This is a genomic window from bacterium, assembly GCA_035549195.1.
GTDB lineage: Bacteria > Oederibacteriota > Muellerivitia > Muellerivitales > Muellerivitaceae > DASZRK01.
In genome coordinates this window covers 94,610-120,016 of sequence record DASZRK010000075.1, presented here as the reverse complement: position 1 = coordinate 120,016, position 25,407 = coordinate 94,610, and the positions used below count along the sequence as shown (strand labels likewise).

The following is a 25,407-nucleotide window of genomic DNA, read 5'->3' as shown; positions in this document are numbered from 1 at the left end:
CGAAAGACCGATGGATTAGTTATGGCCCTTCGGACCGGGAAAAATCAAGATTTTTCTACTCTTCGACCTTCTTCTTCCATTCCCCCAAGATATTGAGGGCGTCCCGGGGGGTGAGACCATCCACATCGAGGCCCTTCAGTTCCTCCAGGATGGGATGCTTGGCGCCGGTCCCGAAAAAGGACAACTGGGGCGCCGTTGGATCGGGTGTCCCCGCGTCGGGTCTCTCTTCGGCCTCGACAGTTTCCTTGGAAGGGCCCTTGGAGGGGTTCGAAAGGAAGGTACCGGTTTCAAGACCGGCCAGGATCTTCTTGGCGCGGTTGACCACTTCCTTGGGCACCCCGGCCAAGCGGGCCACTTGGATGCCATAACTCTTGTCGGTGCCGCCCTCCACGATCTTGCGCAGGAACAGGATCTGCTCGTTCCATTCTCGCACCGCGATATTGAAGTTCTTCACGTTGGGGAATGTGCCGGAGAGCCTCGTCAGTTCGTGGTAGTGGGTGGCGAAGAGGGTCCGGGCCTTGAGTTTCGTCGCGATATACTCCACCACCGCCCAGGCGATGGAGACCCCGTCGTAGGTGCTGGTGCCCCGGCCCACCTCATCGAGGATGAGGAGGCTTCGGTGGGTGGCGTGATTGAGGATATTGGCGGTCTCCACCATCTCCACCATGAAGGTGCTCTGGCCCTGGGTGAGGGCATCGGAGGCCCCCACCCGGGAAAAGATACGGTCCACGATGCCCGCCTTCATCTTCTGGGCGGGGACATAGAACCCGACCTGGGCCATGAGGGAAAGCAGGGCCACCTGGCGGATATAGGTGCTCTTCCCCGCCATATTGGGCCCGGTCAGGACCACGATCTCCACCCCCTCCACCCCCAAGTGGGTGTCGTTGGGCACGAATTGGTCGCTGGAGAGGATGCGATCCAGCACCGGATGACGCCCTTCCACGATGGAAAGCTCGGGACCATCGTCCACCTCGGGCCGCACGTAACGTCCCCGGTCGGCCACCGCCGCCATGCAGGCATAGACATCCAGTTCGGCCAGGGCCCGGGCGACGCGTTGGAGGCGGGAGAGTTCCTGGGCCACCTGGGCGCGGACCTTCTCGAAGATCTCATACTCGAGCTTGTCGGCCTTCTCCTGGGCCCCCAGGACCTTCCCTTCCATGCCCTTGAGCTCGTCGGTGATGAAGCGCTCGGCGTTCACCAGGGTCTGTTTGCGGTGGTAATCCTTGGGGACCTTGTCCAGGTTGGCCTTGGAGACCTCGATGTAATAGCCGAAGACCGAGGTATAACGCACCTTGAGGGAGGAGATGCCGGTGCGTTGCTTCTCCTTCTCCTCCAATTGGGCGATCCAGCCCTTGCCTTCCACCGAGGCGCCCTTGAGCTCGTCGAGTTCAGGGCTATAACCGGCCTTGATGAGCCCCCCTTCCCGCAGCGCCAGGGGCGGTTCGTCATGGATGGCTTTTTCCAGGAGTTGCTGGATCTCGGTCAGGTTGTCCCACCCTTCCACCCGGTCCCGGATGGCCTGGGATTTGAACCCGTTGAGCACCTGGTGCACCTTGGGCAAAAGGGAAAGGGTGGTCCTAAGGGCCACCAGGTCCCGGGCGTTGGCGGTGCCGCAGCCGATGCGCCCCGCGAGGCGTTCCAGGTCGGAGACCTGCCGGAAGAACTCCCGCAGGGTTTCCCGGTCCTCCTGGCGGGCCAAAAGCTCTTCCACCGCATCCTGGCGGCGCTTGATGGCCGAGACCGAGGTCAGGGGCGTGATGAGCCATTGGCGGAGCAACCGCCCGCCCATGGAAGTGACCGTCTCGTCCAGGACCGAGAGCAGGGTCCCCTCCTTGCCGTCGTCCCGCATGGGCTTCACGATCTCGAGGTTGCGTTGGGTGGTGGCGTCCAGCACCATCCCCTCTCCGACCTGGAAGGTGGAAAGGCTCACCAGGTGCGAAAGAACGCTGTGGGTGGTCTCTTTCAGGTATTGGAGGATGGCCCCCGCCGCCCGTACCGCCTGGGGTTGCCCCGACAGACCGAAGCCCTCGAGCGACTTCACCTGGAAATGCTCCTCCAGGGCTTCCCGGCCTTCGTCGGTGGAGAACTTCCAGTCCTCGATATGGGAACGGGTCGCGCCGTTGACGGCCTTGAGCAGGCCCGCCCATTCCTCGGTCTCCGGTTGGGTTTGGGGGATCAGGATCTCCGATGGGTTGAACTTGGAAAGTTCGTCGGCGGCCACGGAAAAACGGGTGGGGCCGGTCAATTCACAGGCCTTGAACTCCCCGGTGGTGACGTCCACCACGCCCAGCCCCAATCCCTGGGCCGAAGGGGCCACGGAAACCAGGTAGTTGTTGGCCTTTTCCTCCAGCATGGACGGGGCCAGGATGGTGCCCGGGGTGATGACCCGGGCGATCTCCCGCTTGACCAGGCCCTTGGCCAGCGCCGGATCCTCGGCCTGTTCGCAGATGGCGATGGAATAGCCCGCCTTGACCAGCTTAGCGATGTAGTTGTCGGCGGCGTGGAAGGGGATGCCCGCCATGGGGATCTTGCGGTCGTTCCCCCCGGAACGGGCGGTCAAGGTGAGGTGAAGGACCCGGGCCGCGGTCTTGGCGTCCTCGAAGAACATCTCGTAGAAATCGCCCAAGCGGAAGAAAAGGACCTGGTCCTTATAGACCCGCTTCATCTCCAGGTACTGCCGCATCATTGGCGTTAGATCGTCCATTGGACCCCAGTTCCAAGTTTTCAGGTTTCAGTTATCAGCTGATACCTGACAACTGACGGCTGACAGCTAATCTTCGATCACGATGGCTTTTTCTTTGGTCTTCTGGGCCAGGATCTTGGCGACCTTCTCGGCGGAGGCCCGGTCGGCGTAATTCCCGACCCGCACCTTGTAATAGGGATAGGGGACCCCTTCCTGCTTGGCCGTGACGACATAGGAACTGTAACCCGCCTTGTGGATGGCCTGGCGGGCCTTGTCCGCGTTGACTTTCTTCGAATAGACCCCCACTTGTACATGGAAGGGTTTGGGCGCAAGCGAGGATGGCAGTTTGGAAAGGACCGGCTCGGGCGTGACCCCCGGATGGGGGACGGGCGCAGCTTGGACCGTGACGACCGTTGGGGTGGGGGTAGGCTCCTCCGCCTCGGGAGCGTGGGCAATGTCCGCATGGAGGCTTTCCAGGGCCCGCAAGTGGTCCCGTGCCTCGGCGACCTCGAAGGACCTGGGATATTGCTGGATCAGGGTCTGGAAAGCCGCGTGGGCTTCCCGCCATTTTTGCTGGGCCTCGTAGGTCTGGCCCAAGCGGAAATAGACGAGGTTCAGTTCATCATAAAGGTGGTAGCGGTCCAGGATCCTCAGGTACTGGTCGCGGGCGTCATCGTATTTCTTCATCTTGAAATAGGCGTTTCCCATTCCCAGGAACGCCTTGGGCGCCCAGGCACTGTCCTTGGAAAGGTCCAGGACCTTCTTATATTCATCGACCGCTTGGTCGTTCTTGTCCATGGCCGCCAGGGAGGCTGCGTACCAATAATGGACCTCCGGCAGGGCCAGGCTCTTCGGGTAGGTCTCCAGGAACTCGTGGTAGCTCTTGGCCGCTTCCTCGTATTTATCCGCCAGGTAATAACGGGCCCCCAGGTCCTTCTGGGCCTCCTCTCCCTCGGGCTTATCGGCGTATTCCGCCGCCAGGCTTTTGAATTGGGCGATGGAGACGTTGAAATCTTCCTGCAGGTTCGCCAAAAGCAGACGGGCCCTGGGGATGTACTCGTCCATCGGGTGTTTGGCCACCAACTGGTTCAGCGTGTCCTTGGCTTCCTGGTAGTCCTTTTGGTCGAAGAGCTTTTGGGCCTTCTCGAAAAGGGAGTGGGTGTCTTCCGTCGGTTTGGGGGTGGGCTCTGCGGCAAAAGACCCCAAGGCGAAGAACATTAAAAACAGGGATAAATAAGGATGGGCGCCGATGATCCGGACCCTTTTTTCTTCGATCTTTTTATCCGCGTTCATCATTTTCATCCCTGTTCTACGACGACCCCGTAGAGGTTCGCCACTTTATGACCTTCGATTTTGACTTTCACCACATCTCCCGCGCCATACCCCCGCCCCGGGAAGACCACGGTCCGGTTCTGGCGGCTCTTACCATAGAAGGCGTCCGGGGTCTTGTCCGCAGGACCCTCCACCATCACTTCCTCCACCTTCCCCATCCTCTTTTCGCAGGACTCGGCGGCATGTTTCCAGGCCACGTTGTTGAGACGGGCCAAACGCTCGTCCTGGACCTCCTCCTCGACTTGGTTCAACATCCGGGCGGCGGGGGTGCCCAGGCGCGGGGAATATTTGAAGCTATAGACCGCGTCATAACGGACCTCCTCCAGCAGGTCCAAGGTCGCCTGGAAGTCCGCCTCGGTCTCTCCCGGGAACCCCACGATTAGGTCGGTGGTGACGTAAAGGTCCTTCACCTGCCGTCTCAGGGCCCGGACCCTTTCGAGGTAATGGGCCACGCTGTATTTCCGGTTCATGCGCTTGAGGACCGTATCCGAACCGCTTTGGACCGGCAGGTGGATGGAGCCGCAGACCGCCGGGGTCGAGGCCATGACCTCGACCAGTTCGTCGGACAGGTCCAGGGGGTGGGAGGTCATGAACCGCACCCGTTGGATACCCCGGACCGAGGCGACCTCCCTTAAAAGTCGGGCGAAGGTGAGGGTGCGGCCCGGGGAGGAGAGCCCCAGCCCTGTTCCCCCATCCGTCGTTATAGGAGAACTGGGCTTGCCTCGTTGTCCATTATTTATTTTTTCAATTGAAAAACCAGGCCGCCCATAGGAGTTCACGTTCTGTCCCAGGAGCATCACTTCCTTCACCCCGGCCCCGGCGATGCGGGCGACCTCCTCCAGGATACTTTCGGCGGGCCGTGAGACCTCGCGGCCGCGCGTGAAGGGCACCACGCAAAAGGTGCAGAACTTGTCGCATCCCTTCATGATCTCGATGAAAGCCCGGTGGGGCTGGGCCAAACGGGCCGGGTCGTTCTCGGGAAAATAGATGGGGTCGAAATCGGCCAGGACCTGGCTTTGGCCGGTGCGGGAGGCCTCCTCCAACACTTGGGGGATCCTGGGATATTGGTCCGGCCCCACGACCAGGTCCAAATGGGGCGCCCTTTCGAGCAACTGATCCTTGTAGCTGGTGGCCATGCAGCCCATGACACCGATCACCCGGCCATCCCGCTCCCTTTTCCATTCGGCCAGTTGGCCGAGCCGCGAGAAGACCTTGTGTTCCGCGTGGTCCCGGATCGAACAGGTGTTGAAAAGGATGACGTCCGCTTCCTCCGGTTCCTGGGTCATGGAAAAACGGCCCTTGAGCAGGAGCCCCGTTACATGGTCCGATTCCAGGACGTTGGATTGGCATCCGAAGGTCTCCAGAAAGACCTTCTTTTCGGTTTTGGGCTCGGACCAAGGAGTCATGGGACCCTTCAGGTTGAAAATGGGAAAGTGTCGAAGGAAAGGCCCTGATTTTACAGGATGGGTCCGGCGGCTTAAAGGGTTAGACGGTCGGAGAAGTCACTGGAACAAGGTTCCAGTGACAAAAACCCACCCTGCGACCGTCTCGACCCAGAGATTTCCAGAGGAAATCGTAGGGCTACCTTTTTATCCTTTGTGGGCCAGGAACCAAGCCGCCGTAAAGAGGGCGAACAGGATGACCAAGACCCTCAACATCCAACGGGTCCGGTTCACCGACGGGCCTTTCGCCGCCCCGGAACGCTTGGCCGAGCGGGTCACCCGGAAGGAATTCTCCTCCAAGCGCACCACGCTCCCCTCCTCGTCGTAGACCAGGGGCAGGTTGGCGCCGCAGCGGCCACAGATCCTGTTATCGGGGATGTTCGTCGCCCCGCAACGCAGGCATTTCACGTCGCCCGCGAGGCCGAAGTGGGACGGCTGAGGCTTTCCCAAGGGTTATTTCATCCCGGCCAGGCGGGTGAGCACCAACCCCACCTTCTTGGCTTCCTCGATCATCTTCTTGTTGGTATAGACCGTCTGGAGCTTCTTGTAGGTGTCGATGAGTTCCTGCTTCTTGTTGAGCTTGAGGTAGATCTCGCCCTTTTTCTTGAGGACCTCGGTGTTCTCGGGGTCGAGCGCCAGGATCGAATCGAAATAGCTCATGGCGGCCTCGACCCGGTTCTCGGCCAATGCGCCCAGGGCCAGGCCTTGGTAGACCTGCAGGGCTTCCGGCCTTTTCCCCGTTTGGAGGAGCGCCCGGGCCAGGCGCGGTTTTAACTTCGGATCGTCGGGCCGCTTGGCGAGGAGGGCTTGGACATGGTTCAAAGCCCCCGCCCAGTCCTTGGCCTCTTCGCTCATGGCCAGGAGCTGTTCGACCAGGGCATCGTCGCCGGGATTATCCTTCAGCAGGCTCTCCAACTGTTGTTTGGCCTCGGTGTTCTTCTTCTGTCCAAGGAACGCCTTGGCCAGGATGAGTTTCAGGTCCGAACGCCCCGGTTGGGACGCCAGGACCTCCTGGGCGGCCCTTTGGGCCTCTTCGTAAAGCCCCGCCTCCAGGGCCAACTGGGCCAGACGGGAATGGTGGTGGAGGGATGTCTCCTCCTGTCCCGTCCTCTTGGCCAAGGTCCCCAGGAGACGATGGGTGTCCAGCCCGTCGGGATCGATCAGGGACAACTTCCCGGCATAGGCTTGGGCGGGTTCCAGCCGTCCTTCGCCCAGGTGGGCCTCGGCGATGGCCCGCAATTGGGCCGCCGCTTCCGAGACCATGGCGTTCTCCAGCAGCAGGTTGGAGAGTTTTTCCCGGTAGGAGAAATTGATGGGCTCCGCGGCGATGAGCTGGTGGAAGAAGGCGATGGCCTCCTCCAAACGTCCCTCGGCGGCCAGCCGGTCCGCCTCCAGGGTCTTGGTGATGGAGAGGAAATACTGCTTCTGCTTGATGTCCATCCGGTCGGTGGAGAGCTTCCCGATCTTCTTGTCGATATTGGCGATCTTGTTGGTCTGGCCCTGCCGCTCGTAGATCTCCTTGGACCTCAAGTAGCTCTGGAGGGCGTCCACATCGTCCTTCTTCTTGGCGTAGGCGTCGCCCATCATGTTGTGCACATGGGCGTCCTCCGGATCCATGGCGAGCAGCTTCTTGTATTCCTCGATGGCCTTGTACCATTCCCCTCCCTGGACGTAGAGGAAGGCCATCTTGACGATCATCGCTTTGTCTTCGGACATGGCTTCCCCTCGGCTTTTCCTTTGGACGTTCCCGCCCCTTCCATCCTATCGCGGGAACCCTTCCGGCGGGGTCCCGGCCCGTGGAGCATCGGTTTTTCCGGCTATTTGGACGGGAAAATGGCCGGGCTCAGCTCTTGAGCCCGATCACGCTGTAGGCCACGACCTTCTCGGCCTTTCCCTTGACCTTGATGGGGTCCAACATGACGGCATCGACCTTGTGCTTGACCTTCTCATAAGTGGCGGAAGAGATGAGGATCTGGCCCTTCTCGGCGACCGATTCGAGCCGCTGGGTCAGGTTCACATTGTCGCCGATGGCCGTATATTCCATCCGCTCGTTGGACCCGATGTTCCCCACGACGACCTCGCCCGTATTGATGCCGATGCCGATGTTCACTTCCCGCTTTCCCTCCGAGCGCCATTTGGCCTGGAGCTCCTTCATCTTCTCGCTCATCTCGAGGGCCGCCAGGACCGCCCGCTCGGCATGGTCGGGAAAATCGATGGGGGCGCCGTAGACCGCCATGATGGCGTCGCCCATGAACTTGTCCAGGGTCCCCTCGTACTTGAAGATGATGGCGGTCATGGCGGTGAAGTATTCGTTGAGGATATGGACCACCTGCTCGGCGGTGAGCACTTCCGACATGGGAGTGAACCCCCGGATATCGGAGAAGAACACCGTCACCGTTTTTTTCTCGCCACCCAGCTTCAGGCCATCCTGGTGCTGGAGGATGCGGTCCACCACGCTCTTGGTCACGTACTTGGAGAAGGCCCCCTTGATGACCTCCTTTTCCCGCAGGGATTTGGCCATGTCGTTGAAGGCGTCGGTCAGGTCGCCCAATTCGTCGGCGCGCTTGATGTTGATCTTCTGGTCGAAATCGCCGGATGCGATGGCCGAAACGCCGTTGACCAGGAGACGGATGGGCTTGACCAGGATGGTCACGAAGATGGTCATGAAGAGGATGCCGATGAGGAGGATCATGACGGTGGTGAGGATGATGGCCATGGCCACATAGCGCACGGCCTTGGTGATGGTGTTCTGGTTCATGCCGATGTGGGCCTCGCCCACCTTCAGGTTGACCCTTTGTCCCGCCGCATCCACGGTGAAGGTCAGGACCGGGGCCCCGATGTCGTAGATCTCCCTCCCATCCCGGGTCTTGCAGGCCTGGGTGAAGGTGGAGTTCTCCTTGAGGCCATCCAGGGGCTTGAGGCCGGGGGGCAGGATCTCCGAGGCCGGTTGGTTGACCTTGGAGATGTCGTTGTGCGCGATGACCTTCCCATCCTTGTTGATGATGACCGCGTATTCCATGTCCCCGTTGGTCTTGAGGACGTTCTCATCCGGCCAGATGGCCTTGCGGGCCATCTCGTTGAGGGTGTTGGTATAGCCCATCAATTGTTCCTGAAAGGGGGAAAGACCGGTGGGGATCTCCCGTTTGGAGGCGGTGGATTCGACCTTCATGGCGTCGGTGACCAACTGCATGAGGTCCACGTCGATATCCTCCAGCCCCGCCATGCCCCCGGTATTGGTGGTGGCCCGGGCCAGGATGTTCAACATGGGATTGAGGCTGTTCAGGGCCAGGCTACGAGCCTGGGCTTCCCCACGGTCGATGACCTGCTGGATGAGGGTCTGTCGCATCTGGTCCAGCACCAGCCAGGTGACCACCCCCATGACCGTGCAAATAAGGACCGTCAGGACCAGGATGAACTTGACCCGGAGGGAGAAAAGGTGGTGCTTTCGCGCTGGTTTCTTGGGAGAGGCGGGGCTGGGGGCTTCTGGGCTCAAAAAAGGCTCCATGAAGTTGGGTCGGGGCGCGGATAACGACCTAACTATAAACAACCCGCTAGGGGGTGTCAAACGGGGGAAAGATAGGATGCGGGCGTCGTGAGAACGTCAGCCTTCGGGCGTGGTCCCGGACGGGGTTCCTTCGGGCGGCGTCCCTTCGGACGCCGACGGCCCCTCGGGATCGCCCTCCAGGACGGGGGCCTCCACGGGGGAGAGTCCCATCTTGGTCTCGCGGCGCCGCAGTTCCCCCTCCATCTCCTTGAGGAACTCGGGCGAGGGGCGGTCCCCGGCCAACTCCTGGATCTCGGAGACCTTGGGAAGGTCGACCAGGTCCTTCAGGCCGAAATGGACCAGGAACTCCTGGGTGGTGCCGTAGAGCAGGGGACGGCCCGGCGTCTCGGCGCGGCCCAGGATGCGGACCATCCTCTTCTCCAGCAGGGATTGGATGAGGTTGCTCACCTCCACTCCCCGGATGGCCTCGATCTCCGCCCGCGTCACGGGCTGTTTATAGGCGATGATGGCCAGCGCCTCCATGGACGGTTTGGAAAGGCGGGTCTTGGTGATGACCTTGTAGAGCTCCTTGGCCCACTTGTGGTACTCGGGCCGGGTCACCAGTTGAAAACCCTCGGCGATCTGGATGACCTGGAAGCTGCGGTCCAGGGCGTTGATCTCCTCCTGAAGGCCCGTCATGGCCGACTGGGCCTCCTCGACCGTCACATCCTTCACGAAGGAGGCGATCTTCTTGGCGGTCAGCGGCGTCTCGCTGACGAAGAGGAGGCTTTCCAGCACCTTTTTGAGCTTGTCTTGTTCCATGGGCTACGATTTTCTCCGTTCCGGTCCATAATTCAACGGCTTTTCACCAGGGAGCGCCGAGGACCCGGTCCAAAGACCTCGTCCGTTATCCCTGTTCACTCCGTGGTCCCATGGGCGTCCGAAGCGGCGGGGACCTCGTCCACGTTGAGGAAAACCTCGATCTCCCCGAAGACCTTGTTCTGGAAGACCCGTACCAGCTTCAACCGCACCAGTTCCAGCAGGGCTAAAAGGGCCACGATCTTCTCGATCTTGGTCCGGCAGGCCGTCATCAGGGGTCGGAACAGGAGCTTCCGCTCGGCCTGCAGCACGTCCATGAGGTCGTTGATCTTCTGGCTGACCGTGATCTCGGGCCGGCTCAATTCGGCGGTCACGTCCTCTTGGGCGTGGATGAGCACGTCCTTGAAGGCCGCCAAGAGCCCGAAGAGGGTGACCTCCTCCAGATGTTCCTCCTCGCCCACTTCCAGCATCTCGGAGGGCACGTTGCGGGGAATGAGCTTCTGTTGGCCCTTTTCCCGTTCCAGGAGCTGGTCGGCGGCGTCCTTGAATTTCTTGTATTCGATGAGGCGCCGCATTAGTTCCAGCCGGGGGTCCTCCTGGGGCTCATCGGGCGTGGGGTCCACCGGGAGCAGCATGCGGCTCTTGATCTGCATGAGCGTGGCGGCCATGACCAGGAAGTCCCCGGCGATCTCCAAGTTGAGGGATTGCATCAGGTCCAGGTAGGTCAGGTATTCCCGGGTGATGCGGGAAATGGGGATGTCGTAAATGTCCAGTTCATGCTCTTTGATGAGATGGAGCAGGAGGTCCATGGGGCCGTCGAAAAGGGGGAGCGTAATGCGGTAGGTGGGCCTTTGGTCCTGCTCGTTGACCACCTCTTGGATGGTCACCGAAGATGTGGTCGTGGAAAGGGAGATCTCGACGGGCCCCTTCTCGCTCTTGTTTTCCGGTTGGTTGTCGCTCAAGTTCCCCTCGGGGTCGGGATAGCCGACGGATTTTAGTGGCTCCAGGCAGGCGTGGGAAGGATTTCGAGGGCCGAAAAGGTCAGAAGGAGGCGTTCAAGAAGGCTTTCTTGGCCTTCGAAACAGGGATGCCGGCGGCCTCATAGGCTTGTTCCATGGTCCGGGCCGCCACCCGGCGGGCCTTGCGGGCCCCTTCCAGGAGCACATCTTCCACCTGGTCGGGGTTTTGCTCCAGCTTTTTTCGTTTCTCCCGGCGCTCTCCCCCGAAAACCTGCTCCAATTTGGCCAGCAAAAGCTTCTTGGCGTCGCCATAGCCCATGCCGCCCTGGCGGAACCCCTTTTCCATCGTCTCGATCTCCGACGGTTCGGCCACCAACTTATAAAGGATATAAATGACATTGGTCTCCGGATCCTTGGGTTCGGACACACCCTTGGAATCGGTCACGATGGACATGACCCGCTTCTTGATCTCGGAAGGCTCGCCGAAGATGGGGATGACGCTGGCCTCGTCGCTCTTGCTCATCTTGCCCCCCGTGAGTCCCACCACCTTGGGCACATCGGAAAGGACCCCTTCGGGCAACTTGAACACTTCCTTCTTGAAGGTGTGGTTGAAGTAACCCGCCATGTCCCGGCACATCTCGATGTGCTGGATCTGGTCCTGTCCCACAGGCACCTTGTCGCTCTGGTAGATGAGGATGTCGGCGGCCATGAGGGCCGGGTAGAAGAAGAGACCCAGGCTGGGGGCGATGCCCCGGGCCACCTTGTCCTTATAGGAATGGGCTCGTTCCATAAGGCCCATCCCCGTCACCGTGGAAAGCAGCCAGGAGAGCTCGGCCACCTCGGGGACGTCGCTCTGGCGGAAAAGGGCGGCTCGGGAGGGATCCAGCCCCAAGGCCAGGTAATCGGCCGCCGCGGCGAAGGTGAACTTGGACAATTGGGCCGCGTCCTGAAGGGTGGTCAGGGAATGGTAATTGGCGATGAAATAGAAGCACTCCCCTTCTTCTTGGAGGCGGATGTGGTTGCGGATGGCCCCGAAATAGTTGCCCAAGTGAAGGCGGCCATTGGACTGGACGCCGGAAAGGATGCGGGAAGGGGCGGGGGAGGTCTGGCTCAAGGGACCCTCAAAAGATCATGCGGGACAAACGGCCCATGCCCGCCAAGTGCATGACATCGAACAGGCCGTTCGCCAGGGGGGAAAAGAGGAGGTTGAACCCCCCGGTGAAGAAGACCACCAAAAGGATCATCCCGCTGAAGCGGTCCAGGCGGGCGAAGGAATAGGAGAGCTTGCCGGGAAGGAAATACTTGAGGATCCAATTGCCGTCCAGGGGATAGAGGGGGATGAGGTTGAAGACGGCCAGGACGAAATTGAGCCAGAAGAAGGTCCGGAAGAACTGGAGGACGATGGGCAAGGTATCCTCGGACAGGCCCAGGAAGCCCGTCAGGTCCAGGATGGAAAGGGCTGCCAGGGAAAAGACACAGAGCAGCAGATTGGCCGCCGGACCCGCCAAGGCCACCAGGGCGCCGTCCCTTTTGGGGTTCTGGAAATTCTCGGGCGTGACGGGGACCGGCTTGGCCCAACCAAAGAGCCTCAAACCCGGGTTCAGGATCATCAAAAGGGGCATGAGGATGGTCCCGATCAGGTCCGCGTGGGCGCGGGGATCCAGGGTCAAACGACCCAACATCTTGGCCGTCGGGTCCCCCAGCCGGTAGGCCGCGTAGGCATGCCCGAACTCGTGGAGGCTCAGGGAGAACACCAGGATCCCGAGCTTGAGGATCGCTTCGAAGATACGCCCTTCGGTCATCACACCACCATCTTTCGTTCATTGGGATCCGGAGGGACAACTTTATCGGAAGGAAGGTCCAACTTCAACGTTCAGGCGACGAAGGAATTCTTGACCCACTCCAGGGCCTGACGCCGGTCCTTGAATTTTCCGTCCAGTTGGCCGTTCAGGGCTTCCAGCAGGATGAAGCTGTAACGGAACCCGGCCGGGATCCCCAGGGCCTGCAGGTCCTTACCGCGTACCCAGGGTTTCGAACCCTGGACCTTCCGGAAATAATGTTCCAGTTTGCGGCGCAGGACACCTTCGCTGGCCGCCAGCAAAAAACACTGGACCTCCGGCTTCAGGGGACAAAGTTCCTTATAAAGGCGGCTGACGGACATTTCCTTGCGGCCGAGCCGGGCCAAAAGGACGGGAAAGGCCCGGGCCGATTGGCGCACGATCTTTTCCTCGGAGCGGGACAGCATCAATCGCTTGACGATGCCGGCGGCCCCTTTTTCGTCCGGATGCGTGAAAAGGGTCTGGAACCAGACCATTTTCTCGTCCTCCAGCCGAATACCGGTCCGGCGGAAAAAAGCGAGGCTTGGGGGGATGCGGACCAGGACCTTACGGGCCGTTTTTGTCACTCCCAGGGACGGATGGATATGGGGCAAAACTCCCAATTCCTCCAACCGAAGGACCGCCTTCTCGGGCTTGGCTTCCTGGAAGATGAGCCGGAGTTCGTTGCGAAGCCTTTCACCCGAGACCCGCTGGATATGGTCGGCCTTGACCGATGCCAGGAGCCACTTCTGGGTCTGGGGCTCGATCCTTTCCTGGAAGCGCTGCTCGAACCGAACCGCCCGGAAAATGCGGGTCGGATCATCGATGAAACTCTTCTCATGGAGCGCCCGGATACGGCCTTTCCGCAGGTCCGCCAGGCCTCCGAAGGGGTCCAGGAGCTTGAGGAAAAAACCCGGGGAAAGGCTCAGGGCCATGGCGTTGAGGGTGAAATCCCGCCGGAAGAGGTCCTGGACGATCCCTCCCTTCTTCACGGAAGGAAGGGCACCCGGATGGTCATAACTTTCCGTGCGGGCGGTGGCCACGTCCACCTTACCGAAGCCCGGAATGACCACGATGGAAGTGCCGAAGCGGGTGAAGGCCTCCACCTCCGAGCCGGTCCTCCTGGCCAGGGCCTCGGCGAAGGTGAGCCCATCCCCCTCGACCGTGATGTCGATATCGACCCCGGAACGCTTGAGCAAAAGGTCCCGCACGAAGCCCCCCACCGCGTAGGCGGCCTCGCCCCGTTCGTCGGCGAGACGGCCGAGCATCCTCAGCAGTTTGAGGGTCTTGGACGGTATCTTGAACGAGGGGGTGGCCAATCGGGTTCCTCCTGAAGAATGGACCCATCATAGGATGGGGAGGACGGCCAGGGATGGGTTTTCGGGGCCGGGAATGGAGATACGATTTACCCGGGACCTTAGGGTGATACCAAGCGGTCAAACGTTGAAAAAGCCCTCGGGCGAGAAGGCGTTCTCGAAATGACGGATCTTGGGAAGGCCCAGTAGGTTCTTGTCCGGGCCTAGGGTGACCACATCGAATCGGCATTCCCTTTCTTCTTCGGGCCGGTTGGAAAGATAGATGGATGCGGCGGCCGTGAGGCGTTTCACTTTTCGGGGCGTAACGGCCTCCAATGGCGTTCCCTGGGTTTTTCCATTTCGGCTCTTCACCTCGACGAAGACCAAAGCCCCTCCCCGGGACGCGATCAGGTCGATCTCTCCCTGGGGCACCCGGTAATTGGCTTCCAGGACCCGGTATCCCTTGAGCTTCAGGAAAAGGGCCGCCGTTTCCTCGGCGCGCTTCCCTTGGGAGTGGGTACTGGGCTTCTTTTTCATGGCCATTGGGCCCGCCTACTGCGAAAGACCTCCCGCAAACCCTCCATTTGTACTTCCGTGAACTGGCCCCCGGTGAGCCGCTTGATGCGGACCCCCACCTGCTGGAGTTGGTCCGCGTCTTGGGCGTTCTCCAACTGATGCCGCCAGAACCCCAAAGGCCCGTCCGGGAATTTCCTGGCCAGGGAGTTGAGGACCGGGCCGAAGGTCAGGCGGTGTTCCGGGCAGGGTCCGTGCTCTTCCAAGGCCTGGAGATGCTCGGCGGTGCCATAGCCCATATGGTTCCCAAAACCGTAATGGGGGTATCGATCGTGGAGTTCGGCCATCATCCGGTCCCGGGTCACCTTGGCCAGGATGGAGGCCGCCGCGATGCTCAGGGAAAGGGCATCCCCATGGACCAAGGGTTTCTGGGGGACCTGGAACTTGGGGAGCGGCATGGCATCGGTCAAGAGCATGTCCGGCGGGGGCGCGATCGCTTCGACCGCCCGTTCCATGGCCAACCGGGCCGCCTTGTAGATATTGAGGCTGTCGATCTCCTCCACCGACGCCATCCCGATGCCGTAGGCCAACGACTTGTCTTGGATGATCGGAAAGAGGCTTTCACGCTTTTCGGGGGTCAACTTCTTGGAATCGTTCACGCCCGCGAGCGGCAAGTCCGGGTCCAAAATGACCGCGGCGGCCACCACCGGCCCGGCCAAGGGTCCCCGCCCCGCCTCGTCCACCCCCGCTACACGGACCCATCCCTTTTGGCGGGCTTCCGTCTCATAACGAAGGAGGGTCTTGAGCCGGTCCTTCTCCTTCTCTTCTTTGGCGGCCTTGCGTTCGAATTTTTCGAGCAGACGCTTGGCCCCGGCCGAATCCTCCGGGCCTAATTGCAGACGGACGAAATCCAAGGCTTCTTGAAGGGAAGGCTTTTGGAGGGCTTCCGCCTCAATGGCCTGGAGTCGGGGAGCCATGAGCCGTCGGCGCTTGGAGGATGGTCAGAGGCGCCGCCTCGGAAACGACCTTGTCGGCGGACTTGATCTGGGCCCGGAAGACGACCGGCGGCTCGGCCTTCTCACCCTTCTTTTCCCGCACCTGGATGGAAAGGGACTTATATTCGCCTATCGCCATGTTCCCCACTTCCCATTCCAGGCGGTCATCCTTCACCTTCCAGGTCCCCGAGAGCGGAATGGGCTTTCCCGCGCTTTCGGCCTTGGGGGAGGACGGGGTCCCCTTGGCTTCCGTCGTGGCCGTCGGGGTGGCGCTGGGGGTGGAGGTCGCGGTGGGGATCAGGGTCCCCGTGGGGGAAGGCGTGGGCTGGGGCGTGAAGGCCTCAAAACCCTTGGGGAGGGGAAGGCTGAAGGTGACCAGGGGCGAGGCTTTGGGACTTTGGTTCAGGAGGGTATAGACCAGGGTCCATTGGGCCGGGGTCTTGGCCAGGTCCTGGGAGGCCAAACCCTTGAACAGGAAGGAGAATTGGGCCGTGTCCCCATTGGGTTGATACCGAAGGATGGTCCCGTTCTGCCCCACCACGAAACCCACCTCCTTGTAAAAAGCCACCCCGTTCAGGGAGGGTTTCCCTTCGGGCTTCACATGGGAGATCCAACGGGATCCGTCGTAATAAATGAGGGTCCCATCCTGGCCCACGGCCCAGCCGTCGTCATCGCTCTTCATGCGGACCTTGTAGAGGTCCACCCCGGAAAAGGCGCTGCCCATCTTGTTCCAGGCGGTCCCATTGAACCGCAGGATGGTCCCGAAGGCCCCGACCGCCCAGGCCTGGGCATCGTCAAGGACGGAGACCGAGTTGATCCGCTCCGTCGTGGGCGAGGCCGGGAAGGAGGTCCACTTCTGCCCGTCATAGCGAAGGATGGTCCCCCGGTTGCCCACCGCCCAACCGTTATTGGGGCTGGAGAATCCGACGTCATAAAGGTCCTCCACCAGGGTGGTCCCGGCGGTCGGCCCCGGGATCCCGGTGATCTTGCCCCAGGAAACACCGTTGTAGGTCAGCAGGGTCCCGTTGGAACCCACGACCCAGACCGTACGGGAAGGACTGACCGCCAGGCCATAAAGGAGTTCCTGGGTCTGGGATGCGTCCGAGCTCCAGTTGCCGTTGTTGTAATGCAGGATGATGCCATGGGTGCCGACGGCCCATCCTTCCCTCTCGCTGGCGAAGGCGATGGCCATGAGGTTCTCGTTCTTGGCCAGGCCCGTATCGACCGAGGCCCAGGTCTCCCCGTCGAATTTCAGGACAAGTCCATTATTGCCGCAGGCCCATCCTTGCTTCTTGGAGAGGAGGCAGACCCCGTTCAAGACCTCGGAAACGGGTGCGGCCAAGGGAAAGGGCGCCCAATAGACCACTTGGGAATCGTTATAGGAAGAAGCCTCGGGTGTGGAAGCCTTGGCGGGGGAAAGGGGGCTGACCGCCCCGCTACCTGTGCAAGCCCAATGAAAGGCCAGCCCGGCGGCCAGAGGGAGGAGAAAGAGGGCTTTTTTCATGGGGGCTATCCTACCCAGGGTGTCTTTCCACCGCAAGGGAGAGGCCGGGCCCAGCGCCCTGCCCAAGACCAGGCTCCTTCGCATATGCCTTTGGACGTTCGGAACGCCCCGAACGAACCCGGTCAGGGCCTTGGTCCGGAAATAAAAAAGCCGCCCCATTCGGGGCGGCCTAGAACGGCAGGAAAGATTGGGCCCTTTTAGGCCTTGGTTTCAGGGGCAGGGGCGGCCGGAGCCTCGACAGGGGCCGGCTCCACGTTGGCCGCCGAAGCGGCCTCAGCGGCGCCTTCGGCCGGGACCTGCAGGCCCTTTTTGTTCTCCTGGATGCGGGCATCCTTCTTATTGAGCTTCCCGCGCAGGTAGAAGAGCTTGCCCCGGCGCACCTTGCCGGAACGGACGGTCTTGACGTCCTTGATCATGGGGGACTGGAAGTAAAAGGTCTTTTCCACGCCGACCCCGTAGGAGATCTTGCGCACGGTGAAACGCATCTTCCCACCTTTGCCCTGGATCCCGATCACCACGCCCTCGTAGGCCTGGATACGTTCTTTCTCCCCTTCCTTGATCCTCAGGGAGACCTTAACGGTATCACCGACCCTGAAAGGGACATTCTTGCGGATGATCTGGGCATCCTCGATCTTCTTTATCGTCGCGTTCATGACCTACCACTCCTTCTTTGACTTTGCCTAACTTCCCTGCTCCAACTCCCGTTCGGCCTCGGCGAGAAGCTTCTTTTCCTCGTCATCCAATTGGACCGCCTTTAAAAGGTCGGGCCGCTTGGCCAGGGTGCTCTTCAGCGACTGCTTCTTGCGCCACTTATCGATCAGCGCGTGGTTCCCCGACAAGAGGACTTCCGGCACCTCCATCCCCTTGAAAAGGCGGGGACGAGTATAGTGCGGGTGGTCCAATAATCCATTAAAAAAGCTGTCCTTCTCCACCGAGGACCGGTCCCCTACCACACCCGGTAGGAAACGCACCAGGGCATCCACTATCACGGCGGCCGCCGGTTCCCCGCCGGTGAGCACGAAATCCCCGATGCTCACTTCCCCATCCATCCACCCCATGGCCCGCTCATCCAATCCCTCGTAATGGCCACAGACCAGCAGCAGGTCCTTTTCCTTCGACAGTTCCAACGCCATGGCGTGGTCGAAGCGCTTCCCCTGCGGCGAGAGATAAAGGGTCCGCACCTTCCGGCGGCCCCTCTTGATGGCCGCCAGGGCCTTCTCCAGGATGTCCGGCTTCAACACCATTCCAGCGCCGCCCCCGTAAGGCACATCATCCACGGTCTTTCGTTTGTCCTTGGCCCATTTCCTCAGGTAGTGCGTCTTGAGGGTCAGGGCCTTCTTGTCCAGCGCCCGCTTCACGATGCTCACCGAAAAGGGGCCTTCGAAGTACTCCGGGAAGAGCGTTAGGATGTCAATCCGCGGTTTCGCCATCGATCTCTTCCGGAAGGTCCACCACCATTCGGCGGGCCTTCAGGTCCACGCTTCGGACCACCGATCTTAAGCCCGGGACCAGGACCTCGTTCTTGCCGTCCCTGACCACATAGACCGCGTTGGCCAGGCCGTCCATGACTTCCTCGATATGTCCCAGGAGGACCCCCCGAGGGTTCTCCACGGCCAGACCCAGCAGGTCATCCACGTAATAGGCCCCTTCGGGCAGGTCCGGTCTCTCGCCGGACCGGATGGCCAAATAGGCCCCCCGCAAGGACTCCGCCTCGTCCACGCCCTCCACTTCCATCAACCGGACCACCGCATCCCCGTCGTTATGCATGAACGAACGCCCGACCGTGACGGCCTTGAGCTCTCGGCCGTCCTTGACCAGCCGGAGGTTCGGGCAGGTCTTCAGCCGGTCCAAACCCGAGCAAAGGAGGTTCACCTTGACCTCGCCCTTGAGGCCATGGGGGCGGACGATGACCGCCAACACGGTGAAGTCGTTCGGGGTGCTTGGGGACGGAGGAGGGTTACTCAACGACTTCGAGGGAGTATTTCAACCCGTTCTTGGCGCAGGAGGCGGACACCAGGGTGCGCAGGGCCTTGATGGTCCGCCCTTGCTTCCCGATGACCTTTCCGTAATCGTCCCGGGAGACGCGTAATTCCAGGACCGTCAGGTTGCCTTCGAGCCTTTGCTGGATCGCCACGCTCTCCGGCTTGTCCACCAGCGACTTCGCGACGTATTCGACCAATTCCTTCATAGCCACACCTCTTTCATGGACTGCGGGCCCCCGCTCGCGCCGTTAAGCGCAGGCTCCCCGGGGTCCCCGAGGGGAGTCTTAAACCGCCATCCCGGCTTTGCGCAGGATCCCGGAAACGGAATCGGAAGGGACCGCGCCCTTTTTGATCCAGGCTTGGATGTTTTCCTTCTTCAGGTTGAGGACTTGGGCCTCTTCCTTGGCGCGGGGATTATAGGTCCCCAGATCCTCGACCCGGCGGCCTTTGCCCGACATGGTCGAATCCAGGACCACGATGCGATAGCTCGGCTTCTTCTTGCTTCCAATGCGTTTCAAACGGATCTTGACGGACACGGCTCCTCCTCACGGACGATTCAATTTTGATTTTCACGATGAAAGATCGGGCAGACCGAAGACCACCGCAACCCCGGGCCTGGGCCAAAGGGAGATGGATATTAAAAAAACCGTCCATGGCAAGTCAAGGAAATAGGCCCGGGGCCGATGAAAACCTCGGGTTTTAGGGGGAAATCGGAGGCAGGAAACCGTCTTGGCGCTTCGCACTTGCCAGGGAAGTTCCCCTTGCGGATCCCTGAAGCACATCCAGTCAAACTTCCGTTCTACCGGCCCTTTCCCGGGTTCGATCCCATTCGCTTGAAAATGGAGCTGGGGACCGGGTTTGAACCGGCGACCTGCTGTTTACGAAACAGCTGCTCTACCAGCTGAGCTACCCCAGCGTTCGGGTCGTCCAAAAGGAGCCAAAGTTTATCTTTGCACCCCTAGCCCGTCAATTATCAATAAAAACAAAAATCCCCGGATTTCGAACGAAATCCGGGGATCAGGAACGAGCCGAGTATTACTTGGCGACGACGTTATCCACGGCGACCGTGAACTTCCCGACCGTCTTGGCCTGGATATTGAACCCCGTCACCTTGCTCAGGTCCTCGGGGGCGCCCTTCTTGGCGTCCGGCGGGGTGTAATAGGGGTCCAGTTTGAAGTCGGAAAGATTGACCACGACGGTTTCCCACTTCCCGCCCTTGGTCATGGGCGTGTCCAGCACATATTGGTTGTTCGTGGCATCCTTGATGGCCAATCCCAGGGAGACCGGCTCCTTGGAATAGATGGTCATGCTGATGACCTTCTTATCCTTCAGGTTGACCCCGTTCCAATCGTTCCCGCCCGCCCGGGCCCACATCCCGCAATAGCCCCCTTGGGTGAGCACATAATTAATGGCCAGGTACTGGTCACCTTTCTTGCTCGGGTTTTCCTTCGTGGTAAAAGTGAAGGAGGAGCCTTGGCTGTCCTGAAAGGTCCCGGCGCTCTTGGAATCGAGCGTGGCGATGTCCAACACCGGCACACTCGGGCCGCTGGGCACGGCGACCGCGGACGTCGTGGAAGAAGAGGCGGAAGCGCTCGAGGCGGCGGAAGCGCCCGGGGCCCCATCGGCGGAAACGGGTCCCACCCAGATGATCTCATCCCCCTTGGCCTGCGGGGAGAAGTTCAAATTGCCGACCTTGCTCAGGTCCATTGGATGGCCCAGGACCGCCTGGGGCGGTGTGTAGTAGGGGTCCTTGGAGAAGGAGGCCAAAGGAACGTTCACTTCGGTCCAATCCTTGGAAGGGATGGTGAACTTGGAGACGTACTGGACGCCGAAGGCGTCCGTAATGGCGATCTGGACATCGCCCGGAACGGTGGCCTTGGCCATGAACTTCAGATTCCCGAATTTGGAAAGGTCCACTCCGCCCGGGTTGGTGTAGATCCCCGCATAACCGTTGGCCGAAATGTTGCTGGTGATCTTCAGGGATTTCTCCCCGCCCTTGGGGCCTGCGTCGAAGGTGAACTCCACCTTGGAGGCACTGTCATTGTAGGGGCCCGCGTTGCCCGATTGGACATTGCTCCAATCCTGGATGACCCCGCCGAAGGCGGCCCCGGCTTGCAGCAACCCCAGGGCCAAGAACAAGCTCAAGAACTTTTTCATTCGTTTCTCCTTTTCATTTCTTTACGAACCGAAACCCCGACATCGGGCCAGGAAGGTTGGAGCGGTTCAACGGGGCCGCCAAAACCCCGCCCCCAGCCTCCCGGCTCAGAACTTCTCTTCGATGAAACCCAGGCAGACCAGCTCGACGACCGTCCAGACCGACGCGGAAACGATGAAGGAAAAGATCTCCACCCGCCCGCCGCCCATGGCGTATCGCATCAGCGCGAATAGGGCGTAGTTCAGGAACCACAAAAGGAAGGCTAAACGCGGAAGGCTGAAATTCTTCATGAAAGCTCCTCGATCGGGCCGGCTCAATGGGAGGCCGTTAATTTTAATCCCGCCCTTAAAAGTTCTTCAACCGTCGAATTCCCGCCCAGGTCCTGGGCCGCCGCCAACACCGCCCGGCGCGATTCGGCCGCCGAATAACCCAGGCCCATCAACCCCTCGATGGCATCGGCGATATTGCGTGTTTCAGCGTTAAAAACACTTTCGCCGGCCAGGGCCGCCGGGCCGGTCAACTTGGCGACCTTGTCCTTCAATTCCAACACCAGGTGCTGGGCCGTCTTCTGGCCGATGCCCGGTACGGATTTTAGACGGTTGAGGTCGTTGTGAAGGATGCACTGATAGAAGGATTCCGGGTCCAGCGCCGATAAAAGCCCCAGGGCGGCCTTGGGCCCCACACCGGAGACCGAAAGGGCCAGGAGAAAGGCCTGTTTCTCCGCTTCTTTCAGGAACCCGAACAATAGCAGGGCATCCTCGCGCACATGCAGGTAGGTCTTCAGGGAAACGTTGGCGCCGGGCGCGGGAAGGGCGGCCAGGGTCCTTTGGGAGACGAAGGCCTCATAGCCCACCCCGTTCACGTCCAGTTCCACGCGGTCGGCCTGTTTGCCGGTCAGGATCCCTTGGAGGAAAGCGATCAAGGATCACCTCTCGCCGTTCAGGATGGCGGTCAGTCTTCCAGGAATTTCAGGTGGACCAACACATGCAAGAGTTCCTCGACCTGGGTCAAGGCCGGGGCCTCTTTGTTCTGGGTGGCGGCGTACCAGAAGGAGATCACGTTGGAGTCCAGCCAAATGCCCTTGGTCTCATAGTCCTCGTCGATGACCAGGGCCTTGAAATAATGCTCATCCAGCTCGTTCTGGGAAAAGGGGCTGGTGAGCCCGGAAGAGCGCAGTTTGATGTGCTCCTTGGCCTGGTTGAAGTATTTCTGGTCCTCGTCGTTCAGGTTCTCAAAGACCACCTGGGCCGCTTCCCGGTCGATGCCTTCCAGGATCTTTCCGTCGATCCAGACGCCCATGTTCTCCTCGTCCCAAAGATATTGCTGGCCCTGGTGTTCCAGGATGGTCAGGGGTTGGCCGCTGTCGGGGCTCAGCTTGTCCGATTTGCCCTTGTTCTCGGTGTCCCGGAGGAAGTCCTCGGCGGTCACGTTGAATTTCTCGTCCGCGGGATAACCGCACTCGGGACAGTAACGGGCGTTCTCGTAGAGCTTGTTGCGGCAATTCTTGCATTTCATCAACATATCGGTTCCCTTCCGTCCTTTATTGGACCTTCCCCGAACCCTTCCAAAGGGCCGGCGAAAGGTTCTTATCCCGGCTCATCCGCTTGACCGCCTGGGAGAGCGCGGTTCCCGAACTTTGCGCATGGGCGATGGCGATGGCCAACGCGTCCGCCGTATCGTCCGGTTTGGGCACCTCCTGGAGCCCCAGGAGGATCTTCACCATCCTCTGCACCTGGGCCTTATCGGCCCCGCCATATCCCGCCACGGCCTGTTTCACTTCCATGGGCCGGTATTCGAAGACCGGCACCTTCGCCAGCCCGCAGGCCAAAAGAGCGACCCCTCGGGCCTGTCCCACCGCCAGGGCGGTCTTGACGTTCTTGGAGAAGAACAGTTCCTCCATCGCCACCGCTTGCGGCTTCACTTTTCCCAGGAGTTCCTGGAGCCGCCCGAAGAGAAGGACCAACCGCGACTCCAGGGTCCCGCCCGCCGGGGTGGTCAAGGTGCCGTAGGTGCCCGCCTTCATCTGATGGCCCCGCTGGACCACCGCCCCGTAGCCCATCCGGGCCAGTCCCGGATCGATCCCAAGGACCACCTGCCCGGAGCCCGGGCTTGGGACTTTACCGGCCAAGTTTCGCCATCACCTCGTCGGTGATCTCGAAGTTCGCGTGTACATTTTGGACGTCGTCATGCTCGTCCAGGGCGTCATAAAGTTTCAGGACCGACTCGGCCTTTTTCTCGTCGAGAGGGACCGTGGTCTTGGGGATCATGGTGACCTCGGCGCTCTCGGTCGGGACTTTTTTCTCATCCAATGCGTTCTTGACCTTGTCGAAGGCCTCCGGGGCGGTGGTGACCTCATATACGTCGGCCTTGTCCCCCTTGAGGTCCTCCGCACCCGCCTCCAGGACCAGTCCCATCAGGTCGTCCTCGCCGATGGCTTCCTTCTTGACCAGGATCACGCCCTTCTTGTCGAACAGGAAGCTCACCGAACCCGATTCCCCCATGTTCCCGTTGTATTTGGAGAAGATGGAGCGGATATCGGCGGCGGTGCGGTTACGATTGTCGGACACGGCCTCCACCAGGATGGCCACGCCGGCGGGCCCATAGCCCTCATAGAGCATTTCCTCCAGGGCGGCCCCCGCCTCGGCGCCGGTCCCCTTGTTGATGGCCCGCTTGATGGTATCGGCGGGCATACTGGCTTCCTTGGCCTTGAGCAGGATGGTGCGCAGTTTCAGGTTGGTATTCGGATCGCCGCCGCTCTTGGCGGCCAGTTGGATCTCCTTGGCCAAACGGGAGAAGACCTGCCCACGCTTCTGGTCCAGGACGCCCTTGGTCCTCTTGATCTTCGCCCATTTATTGTGACCACTCATGTCCGACCCCTAAAAAAATTTACCGATTTTTTTCCATTTCAGGCCTCGAGGACACCCCCAAGGGCCGGCCCGCCCCCTGGAAACAAGGGCTTTAGGGCGCTTATTTGTCCCCTGAAACGACAAAAGGCCGCTGACTTGATGGCATCTCAAGAGAGCGGGCCTTTCTTTTCGGATTATAGCCAGGGGCCCGGGGACTGCCTAGGGAAAAGGCGGAAGTTCGGAAAAAATCGAAGGAGGAAAAAGGGAAATTTCGACCGTTTGTCCGGGTCGACCTGGCACGCCCCGTGGAAAAGACCTTTAAGAAACGACCTTCAAGAACACCTTTCCCGCACGGATCAAACCGGATTGGGCTGGCCCCATTTCGATGACCTCGTTGAAGGAACCGATCTTCCTTTTCTTCTGGTCCGCGTCCACCCACTCCACCGCCCCCTGCTCGATGAGCCGCTTGGCATCGCTCTTGGTCTTGACGATGCCGACCATCAAAAGGAAGTCCGCCGCCTTATGGGCCCCGGGCGGGACCTGGACCTTTTCGTAATCGACCGACTGGTCCAGGTTGTGACGGTTCTCGAAATAGTCCCAGGCTTCCTTCGCCTTGACCTCGCCATGGAACCTTTGGGTGATCTCCCGGGCCAGTTCCTGCTTGGCGGTCTTCGGGTGGAATTGGCCCTTTTCCACCTGGGCCTTCCGGTCCTTTTGTGCCCCCGGGGACAGGTCGGACAAAAGTTCGTAATATTTCCACATAAGTTCATCCGAAACGCTCATCAGCTTGGCGAACATTTCATTGGGCGTATCGGTCACACCGACGTAGTTCCCCAGACTTTTCGACATCTTCTTGACCCCGTCCAGGCCCTCCAAGATGGGCATGGAAAGGATGGCTTCGGGCCGCTGTCCCGCTTCCTCCTGTAGGGCCCGGCCCACCAGGCAATTGAATTTTTGGTCGGTCCCGCACATTTCCACGTCGGACTTCAGGACCACTGAGTCATAACCCTGGATGAGCGGATAGAGCAGTTCGTGCAAACTGATGGGCCGTTGTTCCTTCATGCGGTTGGTGAAATCGTCCCGCTCCAGGATACGCGCCACCGTATATCGGGAGGCCAGTCGAATGACGTCCTCGAAGCTCATGGGCCGGCACCATTCACTGTTGTAGCGGACCTCGATCTTGGCCGGGTCCTTGTCGAGCACCCGGAAGACCTGCTCCAGATAGGTCTTGGCGTTGGCAGCCACCTCTTCGCGGCTCAGGGGTTTGCGGGTGGCCGATTTACCCGTGGGGTCACCGATCATGGCGGTGAAGTCGCCGATGAGGAACTGCACCTTGTGGCCCAGGTCCTGGAACTGGCGCAACTTGCGAAGGACCACCGTATGGCCCAGGTGGATGTCGGGGGCCGAAGGGTCCGCTCCCCACTTCACGAGCAAGGGCCGGCCTTCTTTGTGGGCGGCCTTGAGCTTCTCCAAAAGTTCGGCCTTCGAGATGACCTCGGCCGTTCCTTGAAGCAGGATCTCCAATTGTTGTTCGGGGGTTTTATCGAATGGGGTGCTCACAAGGGCCTCATGATAACAAAA

Annotated in this window: 25 protein-coding genes, 1 tRNA gene and 1 pseudogene; all 27 read right to left on the bottom strand. The window is 60.5% G+C overall.

Going from position 1 to position 25,407, the window contains the following annotated elements:
• Nucleotides 1–55: 55 nt before the first annotated feature.
• The 27 genes and pseudogenes from mutS to tyrS all read right to left on the bottom strand — a co-directional run bounded on the left by mutS (nt 56) and on the right by tyrS (nt 25,386).
• Nucleotides 56–2,704 carry a DNA mismatch repair protein MutS gene (gene mutS / locus VHE12_13250; protein HVZ81748.1) on the bottom strand — a complete coding sequence of 883 codons (2,649 nt, stop codon included), beginning with the start codon at nt 2,702–2,704 and terminating at the stop codon, nt 56–58.
• Nucleotides 2,705–2,770: 66 nt separating this feature from the next.
• Nucleotides 2,771–3,976: a tetratricopeptide repeat protein gene (locus VHE12_13245; protein ID HVZ81747.1), complete on the bottom strand. Its 1,206-nt coding sequence runs from the start codon at nt 3,974–3,976 to the stop codon at nt 2,771–2,773.
• Between the two features lie 5 nt (nt 3,977–3,981).
• On the bottom strand, nt 3,982–5,421 hold the full coding sequence (locus tag VHE12_13240) for a MiaB/RimO family radical SAM methylthiotransferase (GenBank protein ID HVZ81746.1): 1,440 nt from the start codon (nt 5,419–5,421) through the stop codon (nt 3,982–3,984).
• Between the two features lie 183 nt (nt 5,422–5,604).
• On the bottom strand, nt 5,605–5,907 hold the full coding sequence (locus VHE12_13235; GenBank protein HVZ81745.1) for a hypothetical protein: 303 nt from the start codon (nt 5,905–5,907) through the stop codon (nt 5,605–5,607).
• Nucleotides 5,908–5,910: 3 nt separating this feature from the next.
• Entirely contained in the window at nt 5,911–7,173 is a 1,263-nt protein-coding gene (locus VHE12_13230; GenBank protein ID HVZ81744.1) for a tetratricopeptide repeat protein, read from the bottom strand.
• 127 nt (nt 7,174–7,300) lie between these two features.
• Nucleotides 7,301–8,950, bottom strand: coding sequence for an adenylate/guanylate cyclase domain-containing protein (locus VHE12_13225; GenBank protein HVZ81743.1), 1,650 nt, complete (start codon nt 8,948–8,950; stop codon nt 7,301–7,303).
• Between the two features lie 108 nt (nt 8,951–9,058).
• Nucleotides 9,059–9,763 carry an SMC-Scp complex subunit ScpB gene (scpB, locus tag VHE12_13220; GenBank protein ID HVZ81742.1) on the bottom strand — a complete coding sequence of 235 codons (705 nt, stop codon included), beginning with the start codon at nt 9,761–9,763 and terminating at the stop codon, nt 9,059–9,061.
• A 95-nt stretch (nt 9,764–9,858) separates the two neighbouring features.
• The gene (locus tag VHE12_13215) at nt 9,859–10,722 is read right to left on the bottom strand and encodes a segregation/condensation protein A (protein ID HVZ81741.1); all 864 of its coding nucleotides are present in this window, start codon (nt 10,720–10,722) and stop codon (nt 9,859–9,861) included.
• 79 nt (nt 10,723–10,801) lie between these two features.
• Nucleotides 10,802–11,833 (bottom strand): tryptophan--tRNA ligase, encoded by a 1,032-nt coding sequence (trpS, locus tag VHE12_13210; protein HVZ81740.1) that lies wholly within the window; start codon nt 11,831–11,833, stop codon nt 10,802–10,804.
• A 7-nt stretch (nt 11,834–11,840) separates the two neighbouring features.
• Nucleotides 11,841–12,521, bottom strand: coding sequence for a site-2 protease family protein (locus VHE12_13205; protein ID HVZ81739.1), 681 nt, complete (start codon nt 12,519–12,521; stop codon nt 11,841–11,843).
• 71 nt (nt 12,522–12,592) lie between these two features.
• Complete coding sequence (locus VHE12_13200) at nt 12,593–13,855, bottom strand: hypothetical protein (GenBank protein HVZ81738.1); 1,263 nt, start codon at nt 13,853–13,855, stop codon at nt 12,593–12,595.
• Nucleotides 13,856–13,972: 117 nt separating this feature from the next.
• A complete protein-coding gene (locus VHE12_13195; protein HVZ81737.1) occupies nt 13,973–14,374 on the bottom strand; it encodes a YraN family protein in 402 nt (133 codons plus the stop codon).
• Complete coding sequence (locus tag VHE12_13190; protein ID HVZ81736.1) at nt 14,365–15,321, bottom strand: ribonuclease HII; 957 nt, start codon at nt 15,319–15,321, stop codon at nt 14,365–14,367. Before VHE12_13190 ends, VHE12_13195 begins: the two co-directional genes overlap by 10 nt.
• The gene (locus VHE12_13185; GenBank protein HVZ81735.1) at nt 15,296–16,843 is read right to left on the bottom strand and encodes a YCF48-related protein; all 1,548 of its coding nucleotides are present in this window, start codon (nt 16,841–16,843) and stop codon (nt 15,296–15,298) included. Before VHE12_13185 ends, VHE12_13190 begins: the two co-directional genes overlap by 26 nt.
• 305 nt (nt 16,844–17,148) lie before the next feature.
• Nucleotides 17,149–17,496, bottom strand: a pseudogene (rplS, locus tag VHE12_13180) (50S ribosomal protein L19).
• Between the two features lie 27 nt (nt 17,497–17,523).
• Nucleotides 17,524–18,273: a tRNA (guanosine(37)-N1)-methyltransferase TrmD gene (trmD, locus tag VHE12_13175; protein ID HVZ81734.1), complete on the bottom strand. Its 750-nt coding sequence runs from the start codon at nt 18,271–18,273 to the stop codon at nt 17,524–17,526.
• The gene (gene rimM, locus VHE12_13170; GenBank protein HVZ81733.1) at nt 18,254–18,808 is read right to left on the bottom strand and encodes a ribosome maturation factor RimM; all 555 of its coding nucleotides are present in this window, start codon (nt 18,806–18,808) and stop codon (nt 18,254–18,256) included. The genes trmD and rimM overlap by 20 nt, the downstream gene beginning before the upstream one ends.
• Complete coding sequence (locus VHE12_13165; protein ID HVZ81732.1) at nt 18,801–19,031, bottom strand: KH domain-containing protein; 231 nt, start codon at nt 19,029–19,031, stop codon at nt 18,801–18,803. The genes rimM and VHE12_13165 overlap by 8 nt, the downstream gene beginning before the upstream one ends.
• 78 nt (nt 19,032–19,109) lie before the next feature.
• Complete coding sequence (rpsP, locus tag VHE12_13160; protein HVZ81731.1) at nt 19,110–19,361, bottom strand: 30S ribosomal protein S16; 252 nt, start codon at nt 19,359–19,361, stop codon at nt 19,110–19,112.
• Nucleotides 19,362–19,665: 304 nt separating this feature from the next.
• Nucleotides 19,666–19,741, bottom strand: a tRNA-Thr gene (locus VHE12_13155).
• Nucleotides 19,742–19,860: 119 nt separating this feature from the next.
• A complete protein-coding gene (locus VHE12_13150; protein ID HVZ81730.1) occupies nt 19,861–20,982 on the bottom strand; it encodes a carbohydrate binding domain-containing protein in 1,122 nt (373 codons plus the stop codon).
• A 105-nt stretch (nt 20,983–21,087) separates the two neighbouring features.
• Nucleotides 21,088–21,270: a hypothetical protein gene (locus VHE12_13145; GenBank protein HVZ81729.1), complete on the bottom strand. Its 183-nt coding sequence runs from the start codon at nt 21,268–21,270 to the stop codon at nt 21,088–21,090.
• A gap of 23 nt (nt 21,271–21,293) precedes the next feature.
• The gene (gene ruvA / locus VHE12_13140) at nt 21,294–21,902 is read right to left on the bottom strand and encodes a Holliday junction branch migration protein RuvA (GenBank protein HVZ81728.1); all 609 of its coding nucleotides are present in this window, start codon (nt 21,900–21,902) and stop codon (nt 21,294–21,296) included.
• Between the two features lie 29 nt (nt 21,903–21,931).
• Nucleotides 21,932–22,495: a zinc ribbon domain-containing protein gene (locus VHE12_13135; protein ID HVZ81727.1), complete on the bottom strand. Its 564-nt coding sequence runs from the start codon at nt 22,493–22,495 to the stop codon at nt 21,932–21,934.
• Nucleotides 22,496–22,520: 25 nt separating this feature from the next.
• Entirely contained in the window at nt 22,521–23,108 is a 588-nt protein-coding gene (gene ruvC / locus VHE12_13130; GenBank protein HVZ81726.1) for a crossover junction endodeoxyribonuclease RuvC, read from the bottom strand.
• Nucleotides 23,098–23,847 carry a YebC/PmpR family DNA-binding transcriptional regulator gene (locus tag VHE12_13125; GenBank protein ID HVZ81725.1) on the bottom strand — a complete coding sequence of 250 codons (750 nt, stop codon included), beginning with the start codon at nt 23,845–23,847 and terminating at the stop codon, nt 23,098–23,100. Before VHE12_13125 ends, ruvC begins: the two co-directional genes overlap by 11 nt.
• A gap of 297 nt (nt 23,848–24,144) precedes the next feature.
• Entirely contained in the window at nt 24,145–25,386 is a 1,242-nt protein-coding gene (tyrS, locus tag VHE12_13120) for a tyrosine--tRNA ligase (GenBank protein HVZ81724.1), read from the bottom strand.
• Between the last annotated feature and the right edge of the window lie 21 nt (nt 25,387–25,407).